This is a genomic window from Synechococcus sp. W70.1, from assembly GCF_047461515.1.
In the GTDB taxonomy this organism is placed as follows: Bacteria; Cyanobacteriota; Cyanobacteriia; order Thermostichales; family Thermostichaceae; genus Thermostichus.
In genome coordinates, this window is the sequence record NZ_JANSHH010000030.1 from 22,668 (window position 1) to 40,155 (window position 17,488).

Sequence of the window (17,488 nt, forward strand, 5' to 3'; positions counted from 1 at the left end):
TGAGCGCTAGAGGGTAAAGTTCGGAGTTCGCAGGGTTATGACCATTTTTGTCGGCAACTTGTCCTTCAAGGCCAGTGAAGAAGACCTGCGTCTGGTTTTTTCTGAATACGGCACTGTCAAGCAAATCAAGATTCCAGTAGATCGCGAGACAGGCCGCAAGCGAGGCTTTGCCTTTGTGGAGCTGGAAAACGAAGCCGACGAGCAAAAAGCTATCGAAGAACTGGATGGAGCTACTTGGATGGGCCGAGATTTAAGAGTTAACAAGGCACTGCCGCGTCAGGCCAGCAGTAGACGAGGTGCTCGTCCCTCTCGCTTCTAGGTCGTCAGGTTACCGTGTTGAGGGAGTAGCTAGCGTACATCCCCAGCAGGCTACTGCTGGCGCCAAACAGGGATCCCAGCAACTTCACTTGGTGCAGTCGAGGCACCAGCAATAGGAGAGTGATGCCCACCCCTGTCAGCACGCTGGCGTTGCTTACCTTCAGGATGTTGCTGAAGAGAAAGTGGCTGAGCTCGATGCGGGCCCGCTGGAGGATCCCCAGGGAAAAGAAGGCGGAAGAGACGATCCGAATGGGAGGATCCCTCTTGGGAATCAGCACTTAAGGAACAGCCTAGTGCTGAGACGATGGCTAATTCGCGCCCTGGGGGTGCCAGCAGTCTTTGCCGAGACCACCCTTAATCCCGCTCTCGTCCAAACGGTCGCCGCCGAAGCGGGGGTTAAGGTAGCTGAAGGGGCTCCCAGACAGGGGGGCTGAGTTTTGTATGATAGGGGCTCGGACTTATCGTTTCGTTATCCTGCCTCGTCCATGCCTGCTGCCATCTGTCGCCCGCCTCGCTCTCTCTACTGTGGCCAAGTGCGCCCAGCCCACATCGGCCAGACGGTTACCCTCTATGGCTGGATTGACCGCCGCCGCGACCACGGGGGCGTGATCTTCCTCGATTTGCGGGATCGCTCCGGCATTGTGCAACTGGTGGCTGATCCGCAGAAAACTCCCCTCTCCTACGAGTTAGCCAAGGAGGTGCGCAATGAGTACGTGGTGCGGGTAACGGGAACAGTTCAGCCCCGGCCTGCCGACTCCTTCAACCCCCGCCTGGCCACGGGCGAAGTGGAGGTTTATGCAGAGCAGCTGGAGATTCTTAGCCGGGTGGCCAAGCAGCTTCCCTTCAGCGTCTCCGGGGAAGAAGGGGAAGAGGTGCGGGAGGAGATTCGCCTGCGCTATCGCTACCTGGACTTGCGCCGGGAGCGGCTGTCGCGCAACCTGCAACTGCGTCACCAGGTCATCAAGGCCATCCGCCGCTTTCTGGAAGACGAGGAAGGCTTCATCGAGGTAGAGACCCCCATCCTCACCCGCTCTACCCCGGAAGGCGCCAGAGACTACCTGGTGCCCAGCCGCCTCAACCCCGGGGAGTGGTTTGCCCTGCCGCAGTCGCCCCAGCTTTTTAAGCAGTTGCTGATGGTGGCTGGTGTCGATCGCTACTACCAAATTGCCCGCTGCTTTCGGGACGAGGATCTGCGGGCGGATCGCCAGCCGGAGTTTACCCAGTTGGACATGGAGATGAGCTTCATGGATCAAGAGGCAATCCTGGAGCTCAACGAGCGGCTCATCTGCCATATCTTCAAAACCGTTAAAGGGATCGACCTGCCCCGGCCCTTCCCACGGCTAACCTACGCCGAGGCCATGGATCGCTACGGTTCCGACAAGCCCGACACCCGCTTTGGGCTGGAGTTGGTGGATGTTTCGGCGGTGTTTCAGGGATCCCGCTTTCAAGTCTTTGCCAAAGCCCTGCAGCAGGGAGGAGTCGTCAAAGTTCTGCCAGTGCCCGGCGGCGATGAACAGATCTCCAACACCCGCATCAAACCGGGCGGAGATCTGTTTAAGCTCGTCACTCAGTACGGGGCAGGCGGTTTGGCCTTCATTCGGGTGCGTCCCGACAGCCTCGACACCATTGGTGCCCTCAAGGAGAGCCTCAGCCCTGAGCAGGAACAGCAGTTGCGGCAGCTGACCAACGCCAAGCCAGGGGATCTGCTGCTGTTTGGGGCAGGGCCGGCTGCCGTGGTCAACGAGTCGCTGGGCCGGCTGCGGCTGCATCTAGGCCATGAACTGGGTTTGATCCCGGAGAATGCCTTGAATCTCCTCTGGATTACGGATTTCCCGATGTTTGAATTCAACGCCGAAGAAAACCGCCTGGAAGCCCTGCACCACCCCTTTACTGCTCCCCATCCTGACGACTTGGCCGACTTGAAGACGGCGCGGGCCCAGGCTTACGACTTGGTCTGGAACGGCGTGGAAGTGGGGGGGGGATCCCTGCGCATCTACCAGCGGGAGATCCAGGAGCAGGTTTTCCAAATCATTGGCCTTAGTCCTGAGGAGGCGCGGGAGAAGTTTGGCTTTTTGCTAGAAGCTTTTGAGTACGGCACCCCACCCCACGGGGGCATTGCCTACGGACTGGACCGGCTGGTGATGCTGCTGGCAGGGGAAGATTCCATTCGCGATGTCATCGCCTTTCCCAAGACCCAGCAGGCCAGGTGCTTGCTCACCGGCGCTCCCTCCGGTGTTGAGCCCAGGCAGCTTAAAGAACTGCACGTAGCCTCCACCTACCACCCCGGCTAAACGACGGATAAGCATCCACCCCTACTTCTTGGTCTCCCTATGCTAGATCTGACCGGAAAGAAAGCCTTGGTAACCGGCATTGCCAACGAGCGCTCCATTGCCTGGGGCATTGCCCAGCAGCTGCACAAAGCAGGAGCTACGTTGGGGGTTACCTACTTGCCGGACGAGCGGGATCGTTTCAAGACGAAAGTCCAACAACTCACTGAGCCCCTGCAGCCGGATTTTCTCCTTCCCTGCGACGTCCAAAGCGATCAGCAAATCAACGACCTATTTCAGGAAGTGGCCCAAAAGTGGGGCCAGCTCGACATCCTGGTTCACTGCCTGGCCTACGTCAAAAAAGAGGAGCTGAGCGGCAACTTTAGCGATATCTCGCGGCAGGGGTTTGCCCTGGCCATGGATGTAAGCACCTACTCCCTGATTGCCCTCTGCCGGGCCGCTAAGCCCCTCTTGAGATCCGGCAGCAGCGTCCTCACCCTCACCTACTTAGGGGGAGTGCGAGTGGTGCCTAACTACAACATGGCTGCTGTCACCAAAGCGGGCCTAGAAACCTGCGTTCGCTACCTGGCAGCCGAGCTGGGCCCCGCCGGGATCCGGGTGAATGCCATTTCTGCTGGACCCATTCGCACCTTGGCTTCCTCGGCCATTGCTGATTTTCATGCCATGCTGCACGCGGTCGAGGAGAAAGCGCCGCTGCGGCGCAATATTACCCAGCTCGAGGTGGGCAATGTGGCAGCTTTTCTGGCCAGCGACCTAGCTAGCGGCATTACTGGCCAGGTGATCTACGTAGATAGTGGATATAGCATCCTGGGTTTTTAGGCTCGGTGGGATCTCCCTGGCATGAACCGCTTTTCCCCCTTGCAGCGGCTGCTAGTGACCTGGATTTTGATGGTCATTAGCGGCTGGCTGGCCCTGCAAGTGGGCCGTCTGTTTGGCCATCTGCTCGCCACCATCCTGACAGCGGCGGTACTGGCTTTTTTGCTCAACTACCCAGTCCAGGCGCTGCAGCGCTACCGGGTCAACCGCGTTGTAGCGGTGGCTTTGGTCTTTGCCCTCTCGGTGGTGCTGCTGGTTTTGGTGGGGATTGCCGTTGTGCCCCTCCTGGCTAAGCAGGTGGTGCAGTTGGGGGCACGGATCCCTGAGTGGGTGGATACTTTACAACATTGGCTTGGCCAGATTAGCCTCTGGGCTGCCGAGCGCAACATCAATCTTGGCCAGCCGGAGCTGGTGAACACTCTCCTCAGCCGCCTGCAGGCCGGTGCCGAAAAAATTGCCAGCCAATCCCTCGACATCCTCCTGGGCACCTTTAACCAGGTGGTCGACTTGGTGTTGGTCTTGGTGTTGGCCTTCTACATGCTGCTCTATGGGGGCCAGTTTTGGCAGGGGTTGCTCAGCCTCTTTCCCAAGCCCTGGGGGCCGCGCATCGGCGAAGCCCTGGTGCTCAGCTTTCAGAACTTTCTCATCAGCCAGTTGGTGTTGGGGTTCATGATGGCCCTGATGCTGGTGCCAGCGTTTGGGCTGCTGCGAGTACCCTTTGGGCTTTTGTTTGGCCTCTTGATTGGCCTGCTGGAGGTGATCCCGCTGGTAGGGGGCTTCATTGGTATTGGCGCGGCAGCAGTGCTGCTGGCCTTCCAGGACATTTGGCTCAGCCTCAAGGTGGTGCTGGTCTCCCTGATCGTGCAGCAGATCAAGGATCGGGTCATCGCTCCCCGGCTGATGGGAGAGCTGATTGGCCTCAACCCGGTGTGGATCTTGATTGCCCTGTTGGCGGGGGCACAGCTGGGGGGCATCCTGGGCGTGATCGTTGCCATCCCCCTCAGCAGCGTGGTGAAGAGTCTCTACGAGGTGGCCCGTTCCGCCGAGTTAGCCGCCGAAGAGGGGTTGGACTTGACGGCAAAGGTGACCTCCCTCGGCAAAAGCCCCCTCGAAACTCGCCGGGAGGAGATCCAGGAGGTCTAGCTTCCAATAGGCATTGTCCTAGCGAATTTTGCCCTCGATAAAGGGCACCTCCAACACCTTTTCGTGGTGGATGGGGCCGTGGCCGAAGTACCCTCCCTCTCCAAACAGTTCGCCGTGGTCGGCTGTAACCGTGATGTAGGTGTTTTTGGGAACTAGATCGAACAGCTGCTCAAAGACCCCGTCTAAGTAGCGCACCGCCTCAATCTGCCGCTGCCGCAGCTCCTCCAACTGGGCGGCGCTGAAAAAAGGGATCCCCTCCTCTTTCCCTTCATCCAGCCGCTTGAGCACCCCGTTGACCCCCGAAATGTGGGGCCACGCGCTGGGATCCTCATCGGGCAGGGCGTAGGGATAGTGAGTTTCGCCTACATTGAGCAGGTAAAAGCTAGGGCGATCCGGATCAAAGCGCAACTGCTCCACCATAGCCGCCATGTCGTTGTGCCGGGGCATGAGACGGTAGGAATCGAAGTCGCGATTGAGCAGAGTGCTGGGATTGAGCACCGGCATGGAGACCAGGGCGTGGGTGGTGTAGCCCAGTTGGTGCTTCAGGAGCGTTGGCAAGTAGAGGTGAGGCAGCAGGTGCTTGAACTCAATCGGCTGCCGGGTGCCGAGGCGCTCGTTATAGCGCAAATACTCCTGCTTGTAGTGTTCGGAGGCAAAAACGTGGGTGGGGCTGGTATGGGGCAGCAGGCCCATGAGCAGGTTGTAGTGAGCAGGAGCTGTCCAGGAAGCGTAGCTCCAGCGCTTTTCCAGAGGACCTAGCTTCAGCAAGTGTTTGGGCTTAGCCGCCAGCAGGCTGTCGAAGCGGCAACTGTCTAGCACGATGAGCAGGTAGTTATTCTGCCCCTGGGGTTCGGGGCGGGGGGCGGGCTCAGGGGCGGGGGCTGGAGACGATCTCCACCAGTTTAGGAATCCCATTCTTCCTCCTCTTCAGCAGAGTAAGGCCGCCGGACAATCCGCCAGCTGGGGGTTGTTGCTGCATCGTCCTCAGGTTCGCTGGGTTCGGGGGCAGGCTCGCGAATGCGTTCCGGCGGGATATTGGAATAAGAATAGCGGCCTGTCTCAGGATCCGGCAAATCTGGTGGCAAATAGTGGTCGGGGGGAAGTAGCTGCGCTTCCAAAAAGCGCACCCGGTCGAGGAGCTGATTGAGCTTGCGAATGGCCTGGCGCTGCAACGCCCGCTCGTGGAGCTGCCAGGATCCCACGTACAAAAATCCCAAGCCCACTCCTACTCCATAAGCCATCAAGAGCACCAGCGACAGAGGTACAGCAGGGCCAGCTTGCCCAGCTACAACAACCACCGCTGCCGATCCCCAGTTTTGGACCAGGAAAATCCCCAAGGCCAGGATCCACAGCCCTAGGAGCAGGGAGCGGATGTTTTGGAGCATGACCTCAACCTTCCCTCTCCCCTAGGCTACCACCAATCCCCGGCGGGGGGCAGGACGGGGTTAGTTGAAGGTGTTGGATCCCCAGCCAGGGGCCACTTGAGCGGCTCTCAGGATAAAGGCAGCTAGGTTGCGCAGCGCCTCATCATCCATCCAAGAGGGGGGCACAGGGCGGCAGCCGTAGCTAGGCTTGCTGCCGTCGTAGCTGCGGGGATCCCGCTGGTACTCGACAAGAGCTTGGATGGTGTCGCGGGGCGGAGTGGCACCACGCAAGTCTTTCAGCGAGAGAGAAATGTTGGGAGCGGGCAGGGTAGAGCCGCCCACATGGCAGTTCAAGCAAGCAGATTGGAAGCGGTTTTTCCCGTCGCTCAGCTGCTCCGGAGTAAAGGTAAGGGTGTGTCCCTCCGCATCCCAGGGCAGCTCCACCGGCCCAGTTGCCCGCAGATATTGGCTCACGTAGGGATCCACGCGGGCCAGCGCTGGGCTAGCCAACCCCAGCCAAACTAGGAGCAGGATCCCCGCCCACCTCCAGGCCGGCTGAGGGATCCGCCACCGCTTTGCCCCTTGAGTTTGCCCAGGCATCAGAGATAGGCCGAAAGGTCACTGTGGGATTCGCTCTTGGTGCCGCCCCAGCCGGGCACCGTCTTGGCCTGAACCAAGATATAGCCAGCAATTAACTTCAGATCCTCCTCGGTAAGGTTGCGCAGGCGGGGATACTCGCTCAAGAGCTGCGTGTTGGGATGGTATTCCACCAGGGACTCTACCCCGTCGTAGGTGACTGGGTTTTTGATGTAGTCCACGATTGCCAGCACGTTATCGCGAGGAGGTGTTGCCCCCGCCAGATCCGCAAGCTTCAAGGTCACATCTGGGTTGGGAAGGGTTTGACCCCCCACATGGCACTGGGCACAGGTTTTGTTAAAAAGTTGCTTGCCGCGGGCCAGTTGCGCCTCGGTAAAAGTAATGGTTTCAGTTGGCGACAGGGGTACCGGAGGGATCTGCCTAGCTGCCAGGGCCGGCCACCCAGCAAACCCAGCCAGCCCCAGCGCCAGGATGCAAATCAACAGCCGCCGACGCGCCGCTGCCAGCGCTTTCTGGAAAGAAAAGGATTTGCTAAACATGGGTCTCCATCAATGACTTCAAAAAGGGCGTCAGCTTTGCTCCAGCGACAAACCCGACACCAGGATCTAAGGATAGACCATTGGGGATCACTTGCAGACAGGATTTTGGCTTCCCTTTCCCTTCATTGGAGTGTTAAGTTTAATTGCAAATTCAGGATCTCCAGCAGCTAGGATTGGCCTTTGCGACAACAGCTAGCATAAAGCTTAGCCTGCCGATCTGGAGGTTCTGGAGCCGAGTTCTAGGATTGCCCATGTCATCTTTCCGGTTCCAGCCGTTGCGGGTGGCCTTCACCTGTGCAGATCCCAGCCAAGTGCCGATCTCTGTTGACGAGTTGGTAGCGGCTCTGCCGGCCTCGCCGCTTCTGGCCTACACTGAACCGGAAACGGCGGCTCTGCGGGTAGAGATGCTGCCGGATGCAACCTATTACTTCTACCGCCGCGGAGAAGACGTGGCCCTGGCGGCTTTCCGCATCCCAGTGAAAAAGCTGCAGGCTCTGCCCCGCAAGCTTGTGCGGCTGTTGGAGCACGTGGCCGCCTTCGACAACCTCCTCAACCTGCAACCGGCTAGCGACGCCCTAAGCAATGTCCTGGAAGTGGAGTTTCTGCAACTGGAAACGCCAGCCAGCGGCTCCAGGCCCGCCGAGGTCAGACCCCTGCCGCGGGATCCCCAAGGCCAGCTGCAAATCCAGGCAGGCCGCAACCTCGCCATCGCCTTGCGCAATAAGGCCCCCACCCCAGTGCATGTCTATGTAACAGTCTTTGACGAACGGCAGTGCAGCGTCGGCTTGGTCTATCCCTACCAGCCGGACTTTCCTACTCGCCTGCGCCCCAGCGAAAGCGTGTTGGTCGGCTCTGGCCCTCGCTATCTGCTGCAGATGCAACTGCCCGAAGAGGCAGAGACAGCGGTGGATCGCTTCAAAATCTGGGTCAGCACTACTGGCATGCAGCCGGGCATCATGGCAATGCCCCCTCTGGGGCAAAGACTGGAGCCCCCTTCTGAGGATCCTTATGGATCGGGATCCCGGCTGGATCGGGAAGTTCGGCTGGCCATCTTGGGCAAGGCGGGCAGCACGCCCATGCCAGCTTTTGCGGAGGATCCCTGGTGGTGTATGGAACAAGCTGTCAAAATTGTGGCTTAAGCTAATGCTCTTGGGTGCCTTTCAGACTTCTCGAAGGTGACTTTTTTTAAGATCCTCTCAAATGTAGCCTCAACCTCATCAACACTGATGACTGACAGATGATAGAGAGAGGATAGACTGGTTTTTGCATCTTGACTAACGTCGGTCAAAACTATGATGGCTTGGTTTCTCTGAAGACCAAGGTCAGAAGCAATCTTGGAGTACTTTTGTACTTTATCTTGGTACCCACCTGTCTTCGACTCTACCCAGTAAAATTGATCATTAACGTGGAAGAGAAGATCCATCTCAAAATCATCTCCGTTTGCCAAAGTAACTTTGGCATTTGCTATGTAAGAAAAATCAATCTTCTCAGTTTGCCTTTTAGCAAGGCAAATCAACCTATTCCTAACGTATCTCTGGAAATTCAGTGCTTGTGGAGATCTGCTGGCTCTTGCTACTAGCAGACACCTGGGCGCTCTGAAGTATCTATACTCTTCTAAAAATGCAATCTTGTATAGCCCTGTGGCAACCTGGCAAGTTGTGCCAATTACTGGTTGAGGTTTGTCTCTAAGGTTTATTGAGAAAGAGTTTCCGCTGTTCATACTTGACTTAATCATTCCATAGAATCTTTTGATCAAAGAGTACTGACTACCCATAAGATCAGCTATTTGACTAGCTTCTACTCTTCTTCCTCCATATCTATGCTTCTGAATCTTTATGTTTTTCGAGTTTAAGAAAGTTCTATCTTCGATATGTCAACTTCTAGCATGTTAGAAGCAGCTACTTTTTCCTTATCTCTCGGTACATCGTCTGGTAGACTATTCTCTATTGTTTTATGGATAGCATCCTGATCTTTTTGAGAGTTTTGATCTGTAGCTTGGGATATCTCTAATCTGAGAGATTTTTTAAGAGCAACCTGTAGTTGCTGATAGATAACTCTAGCTTCTTTCACTAAGTTTTCTAGGATAGCTTGCTGACTGTTGAGCTGCTCACTATGTTCAGCTAGCTTTACAGATATAGCCTGCGTAAGATCCTTACCCCAAACCTGCAGAAAACTTTGATAACTTTCTAGAAGACGCAGCCTGAACTCTTCAAGATCAGCTTGGATAGACTGTAACCTCTGAGAAGTCTCGTCTGCCAATCCTTCTCCTAACTTGATTAAGGTTTTGTCGAGTTCTTGGCCTAGCCATGAAGATATCTCTCTAATGACCTCTCGCTGCCAGGCCTCTGGTCTAGGATTGGCCTTGTAACGGCGGGCAACGTAAACACCCAATGAGAAACCAACAGCCACCCCAATCAACAAAGCCAAAACGAGGTCCATCAGATTGGCTCCTTGCCCCTATTGTTACTTTTTGCCTAGGTTAACTAGGTTACCCGCCTGTTTCAAGATGCTCAGGCAAGAAGAGGCGTATCCTGTCCCGAAGAGCCGAGCAAGGATCCCAACCAGCTTTGTTGGAGCGCTTTCTGGGCGGGAGTGAGCTCAGGCAAGGCCTCGAGGGCGTACACATCCGGGCGGGGTGGATCCAAGGGGATCCAAAAGTGCTTTAACTGATTGCCTTGGAAGACGCTAAGACAGATGGTTTGGTGGGGCTGATAGGCTGCCAGGCGCTCCGGCAAGGTGGCGGCGCTTACCCGAAAGCCATCCAAAGCCACCAGCTCGTCGCCAGCCCAGATGCCTGCTTTTTGAGCCGGGGAGCCCATCTCGACGGCGCTGATGCGGTTGCCCTCGCCGTTGAAGTTCAAGCCCAGGTAGGGAGGAGGGTTGGGGCGGCTAAAGTGGGCCTTGAGGGTGAGGCCAAACGGATGGAGGTAGGTGTCGTAGTCCAGTTCTTCCGTGCCTTCCACGTAGGCGGCAAAAAAGCGCCCAAGGTCGACACCGGCTGCTCGCTCAAAGGCCTCCCGCAAGTCCTGGTAAGTATAGCCTTTCTCAAACCGGCCAAAGCGCTGCCACAAATCCCGCATGGCCGTGTCCAGGGATCCCCGCCCCCTTGAAAGGTGGCGAATGTGCAGATCTAGCAGCCAGCAGACCAAAGCGCCCTTTAGGTAATAGGAAACCTGGCTGTTGAGGCTATTTTCGTGGGGGCGGTAGAGCTTGATCCAAGCATCGAAACTGGCCTCCTGCAGCGATTGTACGACTCGACCTGGCGTGCGCTGTAGCCGGCTAATTTGCTCAGATAGGATCTGCAAAAACTCTTTGGCACTGAGGATCCCTGATCGTAGCAAGATAACATTTTCGTAGTAGCTGGTCGCCCCCTCGCAAAACCAGAGGCAGTCCACATAGTTTTCTTGGTTGTAGTCAATTTTCTCCAAAGCTAGAGGGCGCAGCCGCTTGACGTTCCAAGCATGGAAAAGCTCATGGGCCAGCAGCGCCAAAAAGCGGCGGTAGGACTGAGGCTGATGCAGCTCTAGTCCAGAATAGTTGAGGGTGGCACTGTACTTGTGTTCTAGGCCACCAAATCCCCCGGCCGACAAATGCACAATAAACCAGTAGCGGTCGTAGGGCAGCCCGCCAAAAAACGCTGCCGTGGTTCGGACAATTTTCTCGGCATCGGCCACTGCTTGATCCAAATTCAGGGTGCCCGCTCCCCAGACCACGAAGTAGTGCGGGATCCCTTCCACTGCAAACGAGCGCAACTGGTGCAAGCCCACTTCCACTGGGCTGTCTGCCAGCTCGTCGTAGTCTTCAGCAAAGAAAGACTGGCTAGCGCTAGGATCCCCTGGGGAAGGAGAGGCCAGGGGCCGCAGGCTGGTGGCAATGCGCCAGTCGGGGTGGGGAGGGATCACGGTCAGCGTATAGGGCTCCCGCTCGCGGCCAGGCACGTAGAGAAAGAGCGCCGCCCCATTGAAATAGGCGTGGGTGAGATCCAGATGGTTGGTGCGCACCGTCAGCTCATAGGCATAGACCCGATAGCGGACTGTAACCGCCGAACACCCAGGTGGGTCTACCTCCCAGGTGTTTTTATCAACCTTTCGCCAGTCCAAAGGGCTCCCTTGCTCGCTCAGGGCCTGAAACTCCTGTACATGGCGGGCATGCTCCCGCACTAGGTAGGATCCCGGCGTCCACACTGGCAGCCGCAGCCGCAGGGGCACCTCTGGTTCCACTTCGCGAATCTGCAGCTCCACCTCCAAGAGGTGACTGGCTGGCTCTGGCATCCGCACCGTAAAGTGCTGACGGCCAGGGCGAGAAGGGGTGGCAACTTCAGCCGGCGGGATCCCCATACAACCTTCCCTTGTCGCAACAAAGGAACGTAGCTCTTGCTACAAAGATATCCAGGCAGAGCCTCTTAAGTTTAGGGTAGTCTTCGAGTCGTGGGCAGCTCGATCCAGGTGCCCCAAGCTAACCTCTGGGGTTGATCCTAGAGATAAACTGACCTTGAAAGGTTGACGAATCTCGTGGTGGCCGTCGCAGAAAAATCTCTCATTGCAGCTTTTAAGCAGTTAGGAGGATCTCGCCATCCTCCGGTTATCGAGACTTATGAACGCGGCAAGACCATTTTTCTCCCCGGCGATCCAGCGGAGCGGGTTTACTTTTTGGTCAAAGGGGCGGTTAAGCTCTCGCGGGTGTACGAAAGGGGGGAAGAAATTACCGTTGCCCTCCTGCGGGAGAACAGTATTTTTGGTGTGCTCTCCTTCATTACCGGGCAGCGCTCCGACCGCTTCTATCACGCCGTAGCTTTTACTCGCGTCGAGCTGCTTTCTCTGCCCATCGAACAGGTGGAAAAGTCTGTACGGGAGAACGCTGAGCTGGCCATGTTGCTGCTTAAGAGCTTGGCTTCCCGTATCCTGCAGACAGAGATGATGATTGAAACCCTGGCCCACCGCGACATGGCCTCCCGCCTAGTTAGCTTTTTGTTGATCCTCTGCCGCGACTTCGGGGTGCCTGGCCCCAATGGCGTAACCATCGACCTCAAGCTGTCTCACCAGGCTATTGCCGAAGCCATCGGATCAACCCGCGTCACCATTACCCGTCTCTTGGGAGAGTTGCGCAAGAAAAACTACATTTCTATCCACAAGAAGAAGATCACTGTCCACGACCCCATCCAGCTTAGCCATCGCTTTACCTAGGGGGCCAGCTCTCAACGGCTGAGAGACACCTGCTAGGAGGCGGGCAGCTGAGCCAGGGCAGCCAGGATCTTTTCCCCCATTTCCCGGCAGCCGACCAGGGTCATCCCCTCCGAGTAGATGTCGGCGGTGCGGTAGCCCTGGGCCAAAACCGCCTCGACGGCCTGTTCGATGCGGTCAGCAGCTTGAGGCTGATCCAAGGAGTAGCGCAGTAGCATTGCCCCAGAAAGCACCTGGGCAATGGGGTTGGCCTTGTCTTGGCCGGCAATATCCGGAGCTGAGCCATGGACTGGCTCATAGAGGCCTGGGCCGGTAGCTCCCAGAGAGGCAGAAGGCAACATGCCAATGGAGCCAGTTAGCATGGCCGCCTCGTCGGAGAGGATATCCCCAAAGAGGTTTTCTGTCAGGATGACGTCAAACTGCTTTGGCCAGCGCACCAACTGCATGGCCGCGTTGTCGACATAGAGGTGGGAAAGCTCTACGTCAGGGTATTCGGCGGCAATGGCGGTAACCCGCTCCCGCCACAGTTGCGACACCTCCAGCACATTGGCCTTATCCACCGAGCAAAGCTTGCGCCGTCGCTTGCGGGCCAGTTCAAAAGCTACGCGGGCAATACGATCCACCTCGGCCTCGCTGTAGGCCATGGTGTTGACGCCGCGGCGGGACCCCTGGGCATCGACGAAGATCCCGCGGGGCTGACCAAAGTAGATGCCGCCGGTGAGCTCGCGTACCACCACCAGGTCGATCCCAGCAACTACCTCCGGCTTTAGGGAAGAGGCCTGCACCAGTTGGGGGAAGATCTTCACGGGGCGCAAGTTGGCAAATAGCCCCAAGCCGGCCCGCAAGCCCAGCAAAGCCTGCTCCGGTCGCTTCTGGCGCGGCAGGGTGTCGTACTTAAAGTCGCCAACCGCTGCCAAGTAAACGGCATCGCTTTCTTGGGCCATTTTCAAGGTCTCCGGGGGCAAGGGATCCCCCGTGGCCTCGTAGGCTGCTCCGCCAATTAGGCCCTCCTGCCACTGGAGGGAAAACCCCATCTGAGCGGCAACGGCGTCCAAAACTGCTCGACCCACCTGCATAATCTCAGGGCCGATTCCGTCGCCGGCTAGGGCAGTAATCCGATAGGTTTGAGCAGCAGAAGAAGAAACGCTCATGGGCGGTCCCCGCAAGAGGAGTGCGTAGCGATATTACCATCCCCTTGCCCACAGGTTTGCCGAAAAGTCCCCCGGGAAAGTTCCCCTAAAAAAAGTGCAGCTTGGCCATCAGCCTGCTGCACCTAGAGTTATCAATATTCGGCTCTCTAGAACAGGCCCAGGGTAACCCACTTGTCCAGCGGCAGAGTGGCGCCAATGCCTAGATACAGGGTTACCAAAGTGCCAATCAAAAACACCGTCGTCGCCACTGGACGGCGCAGCGGGTTCTGGAACTTGTTGACGTTTTCAATGAAAGGCACAAACAAGAGGCCGACGGGAATAGCCAACATCAGGGCAATGCCCAGCAGCTTACTGGGAACAACGCGCAAAATGTGGAACACAGGGTAGAGGTACCACTCGGGAAGAATTTCCAGGGGCGTGGCAAAGGGATCTGCCGGCTCGCCTACACCCGCGGGATCCATAACCGCCAGGCCGACAATCACCCCAATGGTGCCCAGGATGACCACCGGGAACATAAAGAGCAAGTCGTTAGGCCAAGCGGGCTCCCCGTAGGTCATGTGGCCCATGTTCTTCTTCAGCTTGGCCAAAACTTTGGGGTTGTCCAGGTCAACTTTGCGTGTAATAACCTCAGTCGCCAGCGCTTGCTTCGAGAGAGGCATAGCAGTTCTCCTTGTCTGGGGCAAAAGGGTTGAGCAAGGGAAAGTAGGGGATCCAACCAGCCCTGGATCACAGGGGTCCAGAAATGCCCTGGCGGCGGATCATCAAAAAGTGCATGGTCATGAAGACCGCCGTCAGCCAAGGCAGGACAAAGGTGTGCAAGCTGTAGAAACGAGTAAGGGTAGCTTGGCCAACAGCCTCGCCACCGCGGATAAGCTGAACCAGGGCATCACCCACCACTGGGATAGCGCTGGGCACTCCCGAGACGATCTTGACTGCCCAGTAGCCCACCTGATCCCAAGGCAGAGAGTAGCCCGTAACCCCGAAAGAAACCGTCAGCACCGCCAAGATCACGCCGGTGACCCAGGTCAGCTCGCGGGGCTTTTTGAACCCACCGGTCAGGTAAACCCGGAAGGTGTGCAGAATCATCATCAACACCATCATGGAGGCGCTCCAGCGGTGGATGGAGCGCAGCAGCCAGCCGAAGTTGACCTGGGTCATGATGTAGTTGACCGACTCAAAGGCCTCGGCCACCGTCGGACGGTAGTAAAACGTCATGGCAAAGCCGGTGGCAAACTGAATGAGAAAGCACACCAGCGTGATGCCGCCAAGGCAATAGAAGATGTTAACGTGCGGCGGGATGAATTTTCCGGTTGCGTCGTCGACGAAGGGCGTAATCTCTAGCCGCTCGTCTAGCCAATCGTAAACTTTGCCCATGGTACCTTTCTTTCCAATTTCTCGGTATCTCCCCGGCAGGAGAAAGTCACTCCACGGTGGAGGACAGCCCCACCTCAACCAGCACTGTAACACAATTTGTTAACGACTTCCTTAAGTTAGGCTCAGCTCGGGGGCAGGAATCCGCATTCTCGCTGGCAAAACAGGTTTCGATATTGCGTCTTGTTCATATTCCTTAACTTTTCTTAGCGTCTTGCCGTCTATGGTTGCGCCAAAGCCAAAGAAGAAAGAGTGGGGGATCCGCTGGGTTCTCCGCATTCTGCTGCTGGGGTGCCTGCTCTGGGCAAGTTTAGGCACTGATGCCTACCAAGCTCAGGCCAGCCGCTGGGGAGAAGAGCAGCAACTGCTGGCCCAGGCTTGGGCCTATGTGGATCGGGCCTACGTGGATCCGGGGTTTAACGGACAAAACTGGTGGCAGGTGCGGCAGCGTTTTCTGGCGCGGCCCTTGAAGAATCGTCAGGAAACCTATCGGGCCATTGAAGAGATGTTGGCCACCCTGGGGGATCCCTACACCCGCTTTTTGGATCGGGAGCACTACCTCAGTCTGCAGACCTCTACTGCCGGCGAGCTGAGCGGTGTTGGCCTGCAGATTGCCATCGACGAGCAGGGGGCGGTGCGGGTTATTGCTCCCATGGAGGGCACCCCTGCCGAGCGGGCCGGGATCCAGCCCCAGGATGAGATCTTGGCGGTGGATCAGGTGCCAGTGGCGGGGCTGAGCTTGGACGAGGTGGCAGAGCGCATGCGCGGCCCTAGCGGTACAACCGTTAGCCTGCGGCTAAGGCGGCAGGGGCGCATCTGGGAGGTGGAGCTGGTGCGGCAGTCAATCCTCATTAACCCGGTGCGCACGGCTTTCTTTGAGCTGCCCCAAGGACTAGTGGCCTACATCCGCCTCAGCCAGTTCAACGGCAATGCAGCCACCCAAGTGCGCCAGGCTATCCAGGCGGCAGAAGCCCGAGGGGTGCGGGGCTACCTCCTGGATCTGCGCAACAACCCCGGAGGACTGCTGCAGGCGGCCATTGAGATTGCCCGCTTTTGGATCCCCAAGGGCAACATCGTGCTGGTGAAGGATCGCCACGGCATTCTAGAAGGCATTCCTGCCACCGGCGAAATTCTCACCCAGGCGCCGCTAGTGGTTTTGGTCAATCAAGGCAGTGCCAGCGCCAGCGAAGTCTTGGCGGGGGCATTGCAGGACAGCGGGCGGGCGCAACTGGTGGGAACGCGCACCTTCGGCAAGGGGCTGATCCAATCCCTGCTGGAGCTGGCAGATGGCTCAGGGCTGGCCGTGACGACTGCCAAATACCTCACCCCCAACGGCCGCGACATTCACCGCCAAGGGATCCAGCCCGATGTGGTGGTGGGCGAGAGCCCCGTTCCCCTAACGGCAGAAACCCTGGGCGGCCCTGAGGATCGCCAGTTGCAGCGGGCTCTGGAACTGCTGGGGGCAACTTTGTCCGTGGCCCAGGGGATCCCCACCTGAGGCATCTGCTGCAGGGATTGGGGTGCCTGTTTGTCTTCGATTCGGTTTAGGATCGGGCTTGGTGTCAACTCAGCCCTGCTCTCGAGCCCTTTGGCATGAACGCCCTCCAACAGTTTCACCACTTCTTCAACTGCTGTATTGGCGCCTGGCACACCGAGCGTACCTATCACTACCTGGATCGAGGGGAGGTGGAGCGCTCGCGCACCGAGTTCACCATTCGCACCCTCACCCCTGAGCTCAAGGAGAAGGTCCTAGCCGACAACAACTACCCCAACCACGGCGTCGACGGCTTCCTGGGCTTTCACCTTGCCTTTGAGACTGTCTCCGAAAAGGGGGAGGAGGTCGGGCAAGAGCTAAACATGTTGTTTGTGCCCCGGCGAGAGGGCCCCCGCGGGCTGGAAGGCGACTACCTGCGCGATCGCGCCTATGAGGAAGAGCGGCCCATGGTGGCCGACTTCCGCTTCGATCCGGGATCCCTGCAACTGGTGATGACCACCACCTACACCCATGTTGTTTCCGTAGATACCATCACCCTGCTCAACCCCCGCCTGCGCCTGCGGCAGATCCTCAACTACCGGCGCCCACCTCAAGGCCAGCCGCTGCAGGAGGTACTCCTGGTGGGGTTTGGGGTGGAACAAAAGCTGACCTAGGGAGGCTGCGTGGACTCCGAGTCGATCCCGGCCCCAGACTTGCCCTTGCCCCAATACCTGGCCCGAATTCAAGCCAGCTTTGAGCGGGGACAATACCGACAGGCCTTGGAGGAGGCCAAGCAGGCCCAAGGCCGCTATCCCCAGGCAGGCCAGCTGCGGCTCTGGCAAGCCCTAGCCCAGGAGGCGCTTGGAGAAACCGAGGAGGCCGTCCGCCTAGTGCAGAGCTTGCTATATAGTCCAGATCCCGAGCTTGCCCAACAGGCGCGCTATGTGTTGAGCATCTGGCAGGCTCCCCGTCTACGCCGCCCAGCGGAGTGGTTGATCCAAATCCCCGATCTCAGCCACCTGGAAGAGGCCAAGCCCGAAAGCCGACTTCTAGTCTATGAACGCCCTCGCCCGCGGGGATCTCGGCCCACGTCCCCCGCTCCCCTCCCTTCCCAGGCCGCTCCCTTGGTGAATACCCAACGGCTGAATTGGGTGTTGATTGGAATCCTCTCGGCCTTGCTGGCAACCCTGGCCTGGCTGCCCTAGCTCAGCGGCTGCCAAGAGGGAATCCTCTCGCCGATGCCCAGC

General features: G+C 57.9%; 21 protein-coding genes. 10 read left to right on the forward strand and 11 right to left on the reverse strand.

Annotated features, from left to right (window positions below; translation table 11 throughout):
- Window positions 1–37: 37 nt before the first annotated feature.
- Window positions 38–319 carry an RNA recognition motif domain-containing protein gene (locus tag NW808_RS06865; RefSeq protein ID WP_414420723.1) on the forward strand — a complete coding sequence of 94 codons (282 nt, stop codon included), beginning with the start codon at window positions 38–40 and terminating at the stop codon, window positions 317–319.
- A gap of 4 nt (window positions 320–323) precedes the next feature.
- Here NW808_RS06865 and NW808_RS06870 read toward each other — a convergent pair whose 3' ends face one another.
- Window positions 324–596, reverse strand: coding sequence for a hypothetical protein (locus tag NW808_RS06870; protein ID WP_414420724.1), 273 nt, complete (start codon window positions 594–596; stop codon window positions 324–326).
- A 15-nt stretch (window positions 597–611) separates the two neighbouring features.
- Between NW808_RS06870 and NW808_RS06875 the strand changes: the two genes are divergently transcribed.
- The 4 genes from NW808_RS06875 to NW808_RS06890 are packed head-to-tail and all read left to right on the forward strand — an operon-like array spanning window position 612 to window position 4,565.
- Window positions 612–752 (forward strand): hypothetical protein, encoded by a 141-nt coding sequence (locus NW808_RS06875; protein WP_414420725.1) that lies wholly within the window; start codon window positions 612–614, stop codon window positions 750–752.
- Window positions 753–803: 51 nt separating this feature from the next.
- Window positions 804–2,609 (forward strand): aspartate--tRNA ligase, encoded by a 1,806-nt coding sequence (aspS, locus tag NW808_RS06880; protein WP_414420726.1) that lies wholly within the window; start codon window positions 804–806, stop codon window positions 2,607–2,609.
- A gap of 39 nt (window positions 2,610–2,648) precedes the next feature.
- Window positions 2,649–3,425, forward strand: a complete 777-nt coding sequence (fabI, locus tag NW808_RS06885) for an enoyl-ACP reductase FabI (protein ID WP_414396552.1) — start codon at window positions 2,649–2,651, stop codon at window positions 3,423–3,425.
- Window positions 3,426–3,446: 21 nt separating this feature from the next.
- Window positions 3,447–4,565: an AI-2E family transporter gene (locus tag NW808_RS06890; RefSeq protein ID WP_414409842.1), complete on the forward strand. Its 1,119-nt coding sequence runs from the start codon at window positions 3,447–3,449 to the stop codon at window positions 4,563–4,565.
- Between the two features lie 18 nt (window positions 4,566–4,583).
- On the opposite strand, the gene NW808_RS06895 is transcribed toward NW808_RS06890, so the two are convergent.
- Genes NW808_RS06895 through psbV form a run of 4 tightly spaced genes read right to left on the reverse strand, consistent with a single transcriptional unit; the run spans window position 4,584 to window position 7,065 of the window.
- The gene (locus NW808_RS06895) at window positions 4,584–5,480 is read right to left on the reverse strand and encodes a sulfatase-like hydrolase/transferase (RefSeq protein ID WP_414420727.1); all 897 of its coding nucleotides are present in this window, start codon (window positions 5,478–5,480) and stop codon (window positions 4,584–4,586) included.
- Window positions 5,468–5,950, reverse strand: coding sequence for a LapA family protein (locus tag NW808_RS06900; RefSeq protein WP_414396544.1), 483 nt, complete (start codon window positions 5,948–5,950; stop codon window positions 5,468–5,470). The genes NW808_RS06895 and NW808_RS06900 overlap by 13 nt, the downstream gene beginning before the upstream one ends.
- 60 nt (window positions 5,951–6,010) lie before the next feature.
- Window positions 6,011–6,529 (reverse strand): photosystem II cytochrome PsbV2, encoded by a 519-nt coding sequence (gene psbV2 / locus NW808_RS06905; protein WP_414420728.1) that lies wholly within the window; start codon window positions 6,527–6,529, stop codon window positions 6,011–6,013.
- Window positions 6,529–7,065 (reverse strand): photosystem II cytochrome c-550, encoded by a 537-nt coding sequence (psbV, locus tag NW808_RS06910; RefSeq protein ID WP_414409839.1) that lies wholly within the window; start codon window positions 7,063–7,065, stop codon window positions 6,529–6,531. The genes psbV2 and psbV overlap by 1 nt, the downstream gene beginning before the upstream one ends.
- A gap of 251 nt (window positions 7,066–7,316) precedes the next feature.
- Here psbV and NW808_RS06915 point away from each other — a divergent pair, with 251 nt between their 5' ends.
- Window positions 7,317–8,204: a hypothetical protein gene (locus NW808_RS06915; RefSeq protein WP_414420729.1), complete on the forward strand. Its 888-nt coding sequence runs from the start codon at window positions 7,317–7,319 to the stop codon at window positions 8,202–8,204.
- On the opposite strand, the gene NW808_RS06920 is transcribed toward NW808_RS06915, so the two are convergent.
- The 3 genes from NW808_RS06920 to NW808_RS06930 all read right to left on the reverse strand — a co-directional run bounded on the left by NW808_RS06920 (window position 8,201) and on the right by NW808_RS06930 (window position 11,402).
- Complete coding sequence (locus NW808_RS06920) at window positions 8,201–8,839, reverse strand: hypothetical protein (protein WP_414420730.1); 639 nt, start codon at window positions 8,837–8,839, stop codon at window positions 8,201–8,203. The genes NW808_RS06915 and NW808_RS06920 overlap by 4 nt on opposite strands.
- A gap of 74 nt (window positions 8,840–8,913) precedes the next feature.
- Window positions 8,914–9,504 (reverse strand): hypothetical protein, encoded by a 591-nt coding sequence (locus NW808_RS06925; RefSeq protein WP_414420731.1) that lies wholly within the window; start codon window positions 9,502–9,504, stop codon window positions 8,914–8,916.
- A 71-nt stretch (window positions 9,505–9,575) separates the two neighbouring features.
- A complete protein-coding gene (locus tag NW808_RS06930) occupies window positions 9,576–11,402 on the reverse strand; it encodes a M61 family metallopeptidase (protein WP_414420732.1) in 1,827 nt (608 codons plus the stop codon).
- A gap of 174 nt (window positions 11,403–11,576) precedes the next feature.
- On the opposite strand from NW808_RS06930, the gene ntcA reads away from it, so the two are divergent.
- Window positions 11,577–12,248, forward strand: a complete 672-nt coding sequence (gene ntcA, locus NW808_RS06935) for a global nitrogen regulator NtcA (RefSeq protein WP_414396526.1) — start codon at window positions 11,577–11,579, stop codon at window positions 12,246–12,248.
- A 32-nt stretch (window positions 12,249–12,280) separates the two neighbouring features.
- Here ntcA and leuB read toward each other — a convergent pair whose 3' ends face one another.
- The 3 genes from leuB to petB all read right to left on the reverse strand — a co-directional run bounded on the left by leuB (window position 12,281) and on the right by petB (window position 14,770).
- Window positions 12,281–13,396, reverse strand: coding sequence for a 3-isopropylmalate dehydrogenase (gene leuB / locus NW808_RS06940; RefSeq protein WP_414405859.1), 1,116 nt, complete (start codon window positions 13,394–13,396; stop codon window positions 12,281–12,283).
- A 146-nt stretch (window positions 13,397–13,542) separates the two neighbouring features.
- The gene (gene petD, locus NW808_RS06945) at window positions 13,543–14,055 is read right to left on the reverse strand and encodes a cytochrome b6-f complex subunit IV (RefSeq protein WP_414396521.1); all 513 of its coding nucleotides are present in this window, start codon (window positions 14,053–14,055) and stop codon (window positions 13,543–13,545) included.
- A 67-nt stretch (window positions 14,056–14,122) separates the two neighbouring features.
- Window positions 14,123–14,770 carry a cytochrome b6 gene (petB, locus tag NW808_RS06950; protein ID WP_414396519.1) on the reverse strand — a complete coding sequence of 216 codons (648 nt, stop codon included), beginning with the start codon at window positions 14,768–14,770 and terminating at the stop codon, window positions 14,123–14,125.
- A 220-nt stretch (window positions 14,771–14,990) separates the two neighbouring features.
- Here petB and NW808_RS06955 point away from each other — a divergent pair, with 220 nt between their 5' ends.
- From NW808_RS06955 to NW808_RS06965, 3 genes are all read left to right on the forward strand, one after another.
- Window positions 14,991–16,265, forward strand: a complete 1,275-nt coding sequence (locus NW808_RS06955) for a S41 family peptidase (protein WP_414420733.1) — start codon at window positions 14,991–14,993, stop codon at window positions 16,263–16,265.
- Window positions 16,266–16,360: 95 nt separating this feature from the next.
- On the forward strand, window positions 16,361–16,915 hold the full coding sequence (locus tag NW808_RS06960; RefSeq protein ID WP_414409833.1) for a phycobiliprotein lyase: 555 nt from the start codon (window positions 16,361–16,363) through the stop codon (window positions 16,913–16,915).
- A 9-nt stretch (window positions 16,916–16,924) separates the two neighbouring features.
- Window positions 16,925–17,446 (forward strand): hypothetical protein, encoded by a 522-nt coding sequence (locus NW808_RS06965; protein WP_414405863.1) that lies wholly within the window; start codon window positions 16,925–16,927, stop codon window positions 17,444–17,446.
- Window positions 17,447–17,488 lie beyond the last annotated feature (42 nt).

What these genes read in the sequence shown, in the direction of transcription:
- NW808_RS06865 (WP_414420723.1), top strand. Translation starts at nt 38, where the DNA reads ATGACCATTTTTGTCGGCAACTTGTCCTTCAAGGCCAGTGAAGAAGAC.
- aspS (WP_414420726.1), top strand. Translation starts at nt 804, where the DNA reads ATGCCTGCTGCCATCTGTCGCCCGCCTCGCTCTCTCTACTGTGGCCAA.
- fabI (WP_414396552.1), top strand. Translation starts at nt 2,649, where the DNA reads ATGCTAGATCTGACCGGAAAGAAAGCCTTGGTAACCGGCATTGCCAAC.
- NW808_RS06890 (WP_414409842.1), top strand. Translation starts at nt 3,447, where the DNA reads ATGAACCGCTTTTCCCCCTTGCAGCGGCTGCTAGTGACCTGGATTTTG.
- NW808_RS06895 (WP_414420727.1), bottom strand. Translation starts at nt 5,480, where the DNA reads ATGGGATTCCTAAACTGGTGGAGATCGTCTCCAGCCCCCGCCCCTGAG.
- NW808_RS06900 (WP_414396544.1), bottom strand. Translation starts at nt 5,950, where the DNA reads ATGCTCCAAAACATCCGCTCCCTGCTCCTAGGGCTGTGGATCCTGGCC.
- psbV2 (WP_414420728.1), bottom strand. Translation starts at nt 6,529, where the DNA reads ATGCCTGGGCAAACTCAAGGGGCAAAGCGGTGGCGGATCCCTCAGCCG.
- psbV (WP_414409839.1), bottom strand. Translation starts at nt 7,065, where the DNA reads ATGTTTAGCAAATCCTTTTCTTTCCAGAAAGCGCTGGCAGCGGCGCGT.
- NW808_RS06915 (WP_414420729.1), top strand. Translation starts at nt 7,317, where the DNA reads ATGTCATCTTTCCGGTTCCAGCCGTTGCGGGTGGCCTTCACCTGTGCA.
- NW808_RS06920 (WP_414420730.1), bottom strand. Translation starts at nt 8,839, where the DNA reads ATGGGTAGTCAGTACTCTTTGATCAAAAGATTCTATGGAATGATTAAG.
- NW808_RS06925 (WP_414420731.1), bottom strand. Translation starts at nt 9,504, where the DNA reads ATGGACCTCGTTTTGGCTTTGTTGATTGGGGTGGCTGTTGGTTTCTCA.
- NW808_RS06930 (WP_414420732.1), bottom strand. Translation starts at nt 11,402, where the DNA reads ATGGGGATCCCGCCGGCTGAAGTTGCCACCCCTTCTCGCCCTGGCCGT.
- leuB (WP_414405859.1), bottom strand. Translation starts at nt 13,396, where the DNA reads ATGAGCGTTTCTTCTTCTGCTGCTCAAACCTATCGGATTACTGCCCTA.
- petD (WP_414396521.1), bottom strand. Translation starts at nt 14,055, where the DNA reads ATGCCTCTCTCGAAGCAAGCGCTGGCGACTGAGGTTATTACACGCAAA.
- petB (WP_414396519.1), bottom strand. Translation starts at nt 14,770, where the DNA reads ATGGGCAAAGTTTACGATTGGCTAGACGAGCGGCTAGAGATTACGCCC.
- NW808_RS06955 (WP_414420733.1), top strand. Translation starts at nt 14,991, where the DNA reads ATGGTTGCGCCAAAGCCAAAGAAGAAAGAGTGGGGGATCCGCTGGGTT.
- NW808_RS06960 (WP_414409833.1), top strand. Translation starts at nt 16,361, where the DNA reads ATGAACGCCCTCCAACAGTTTCACCACTTCTTCAACTGCTGTATTGGC.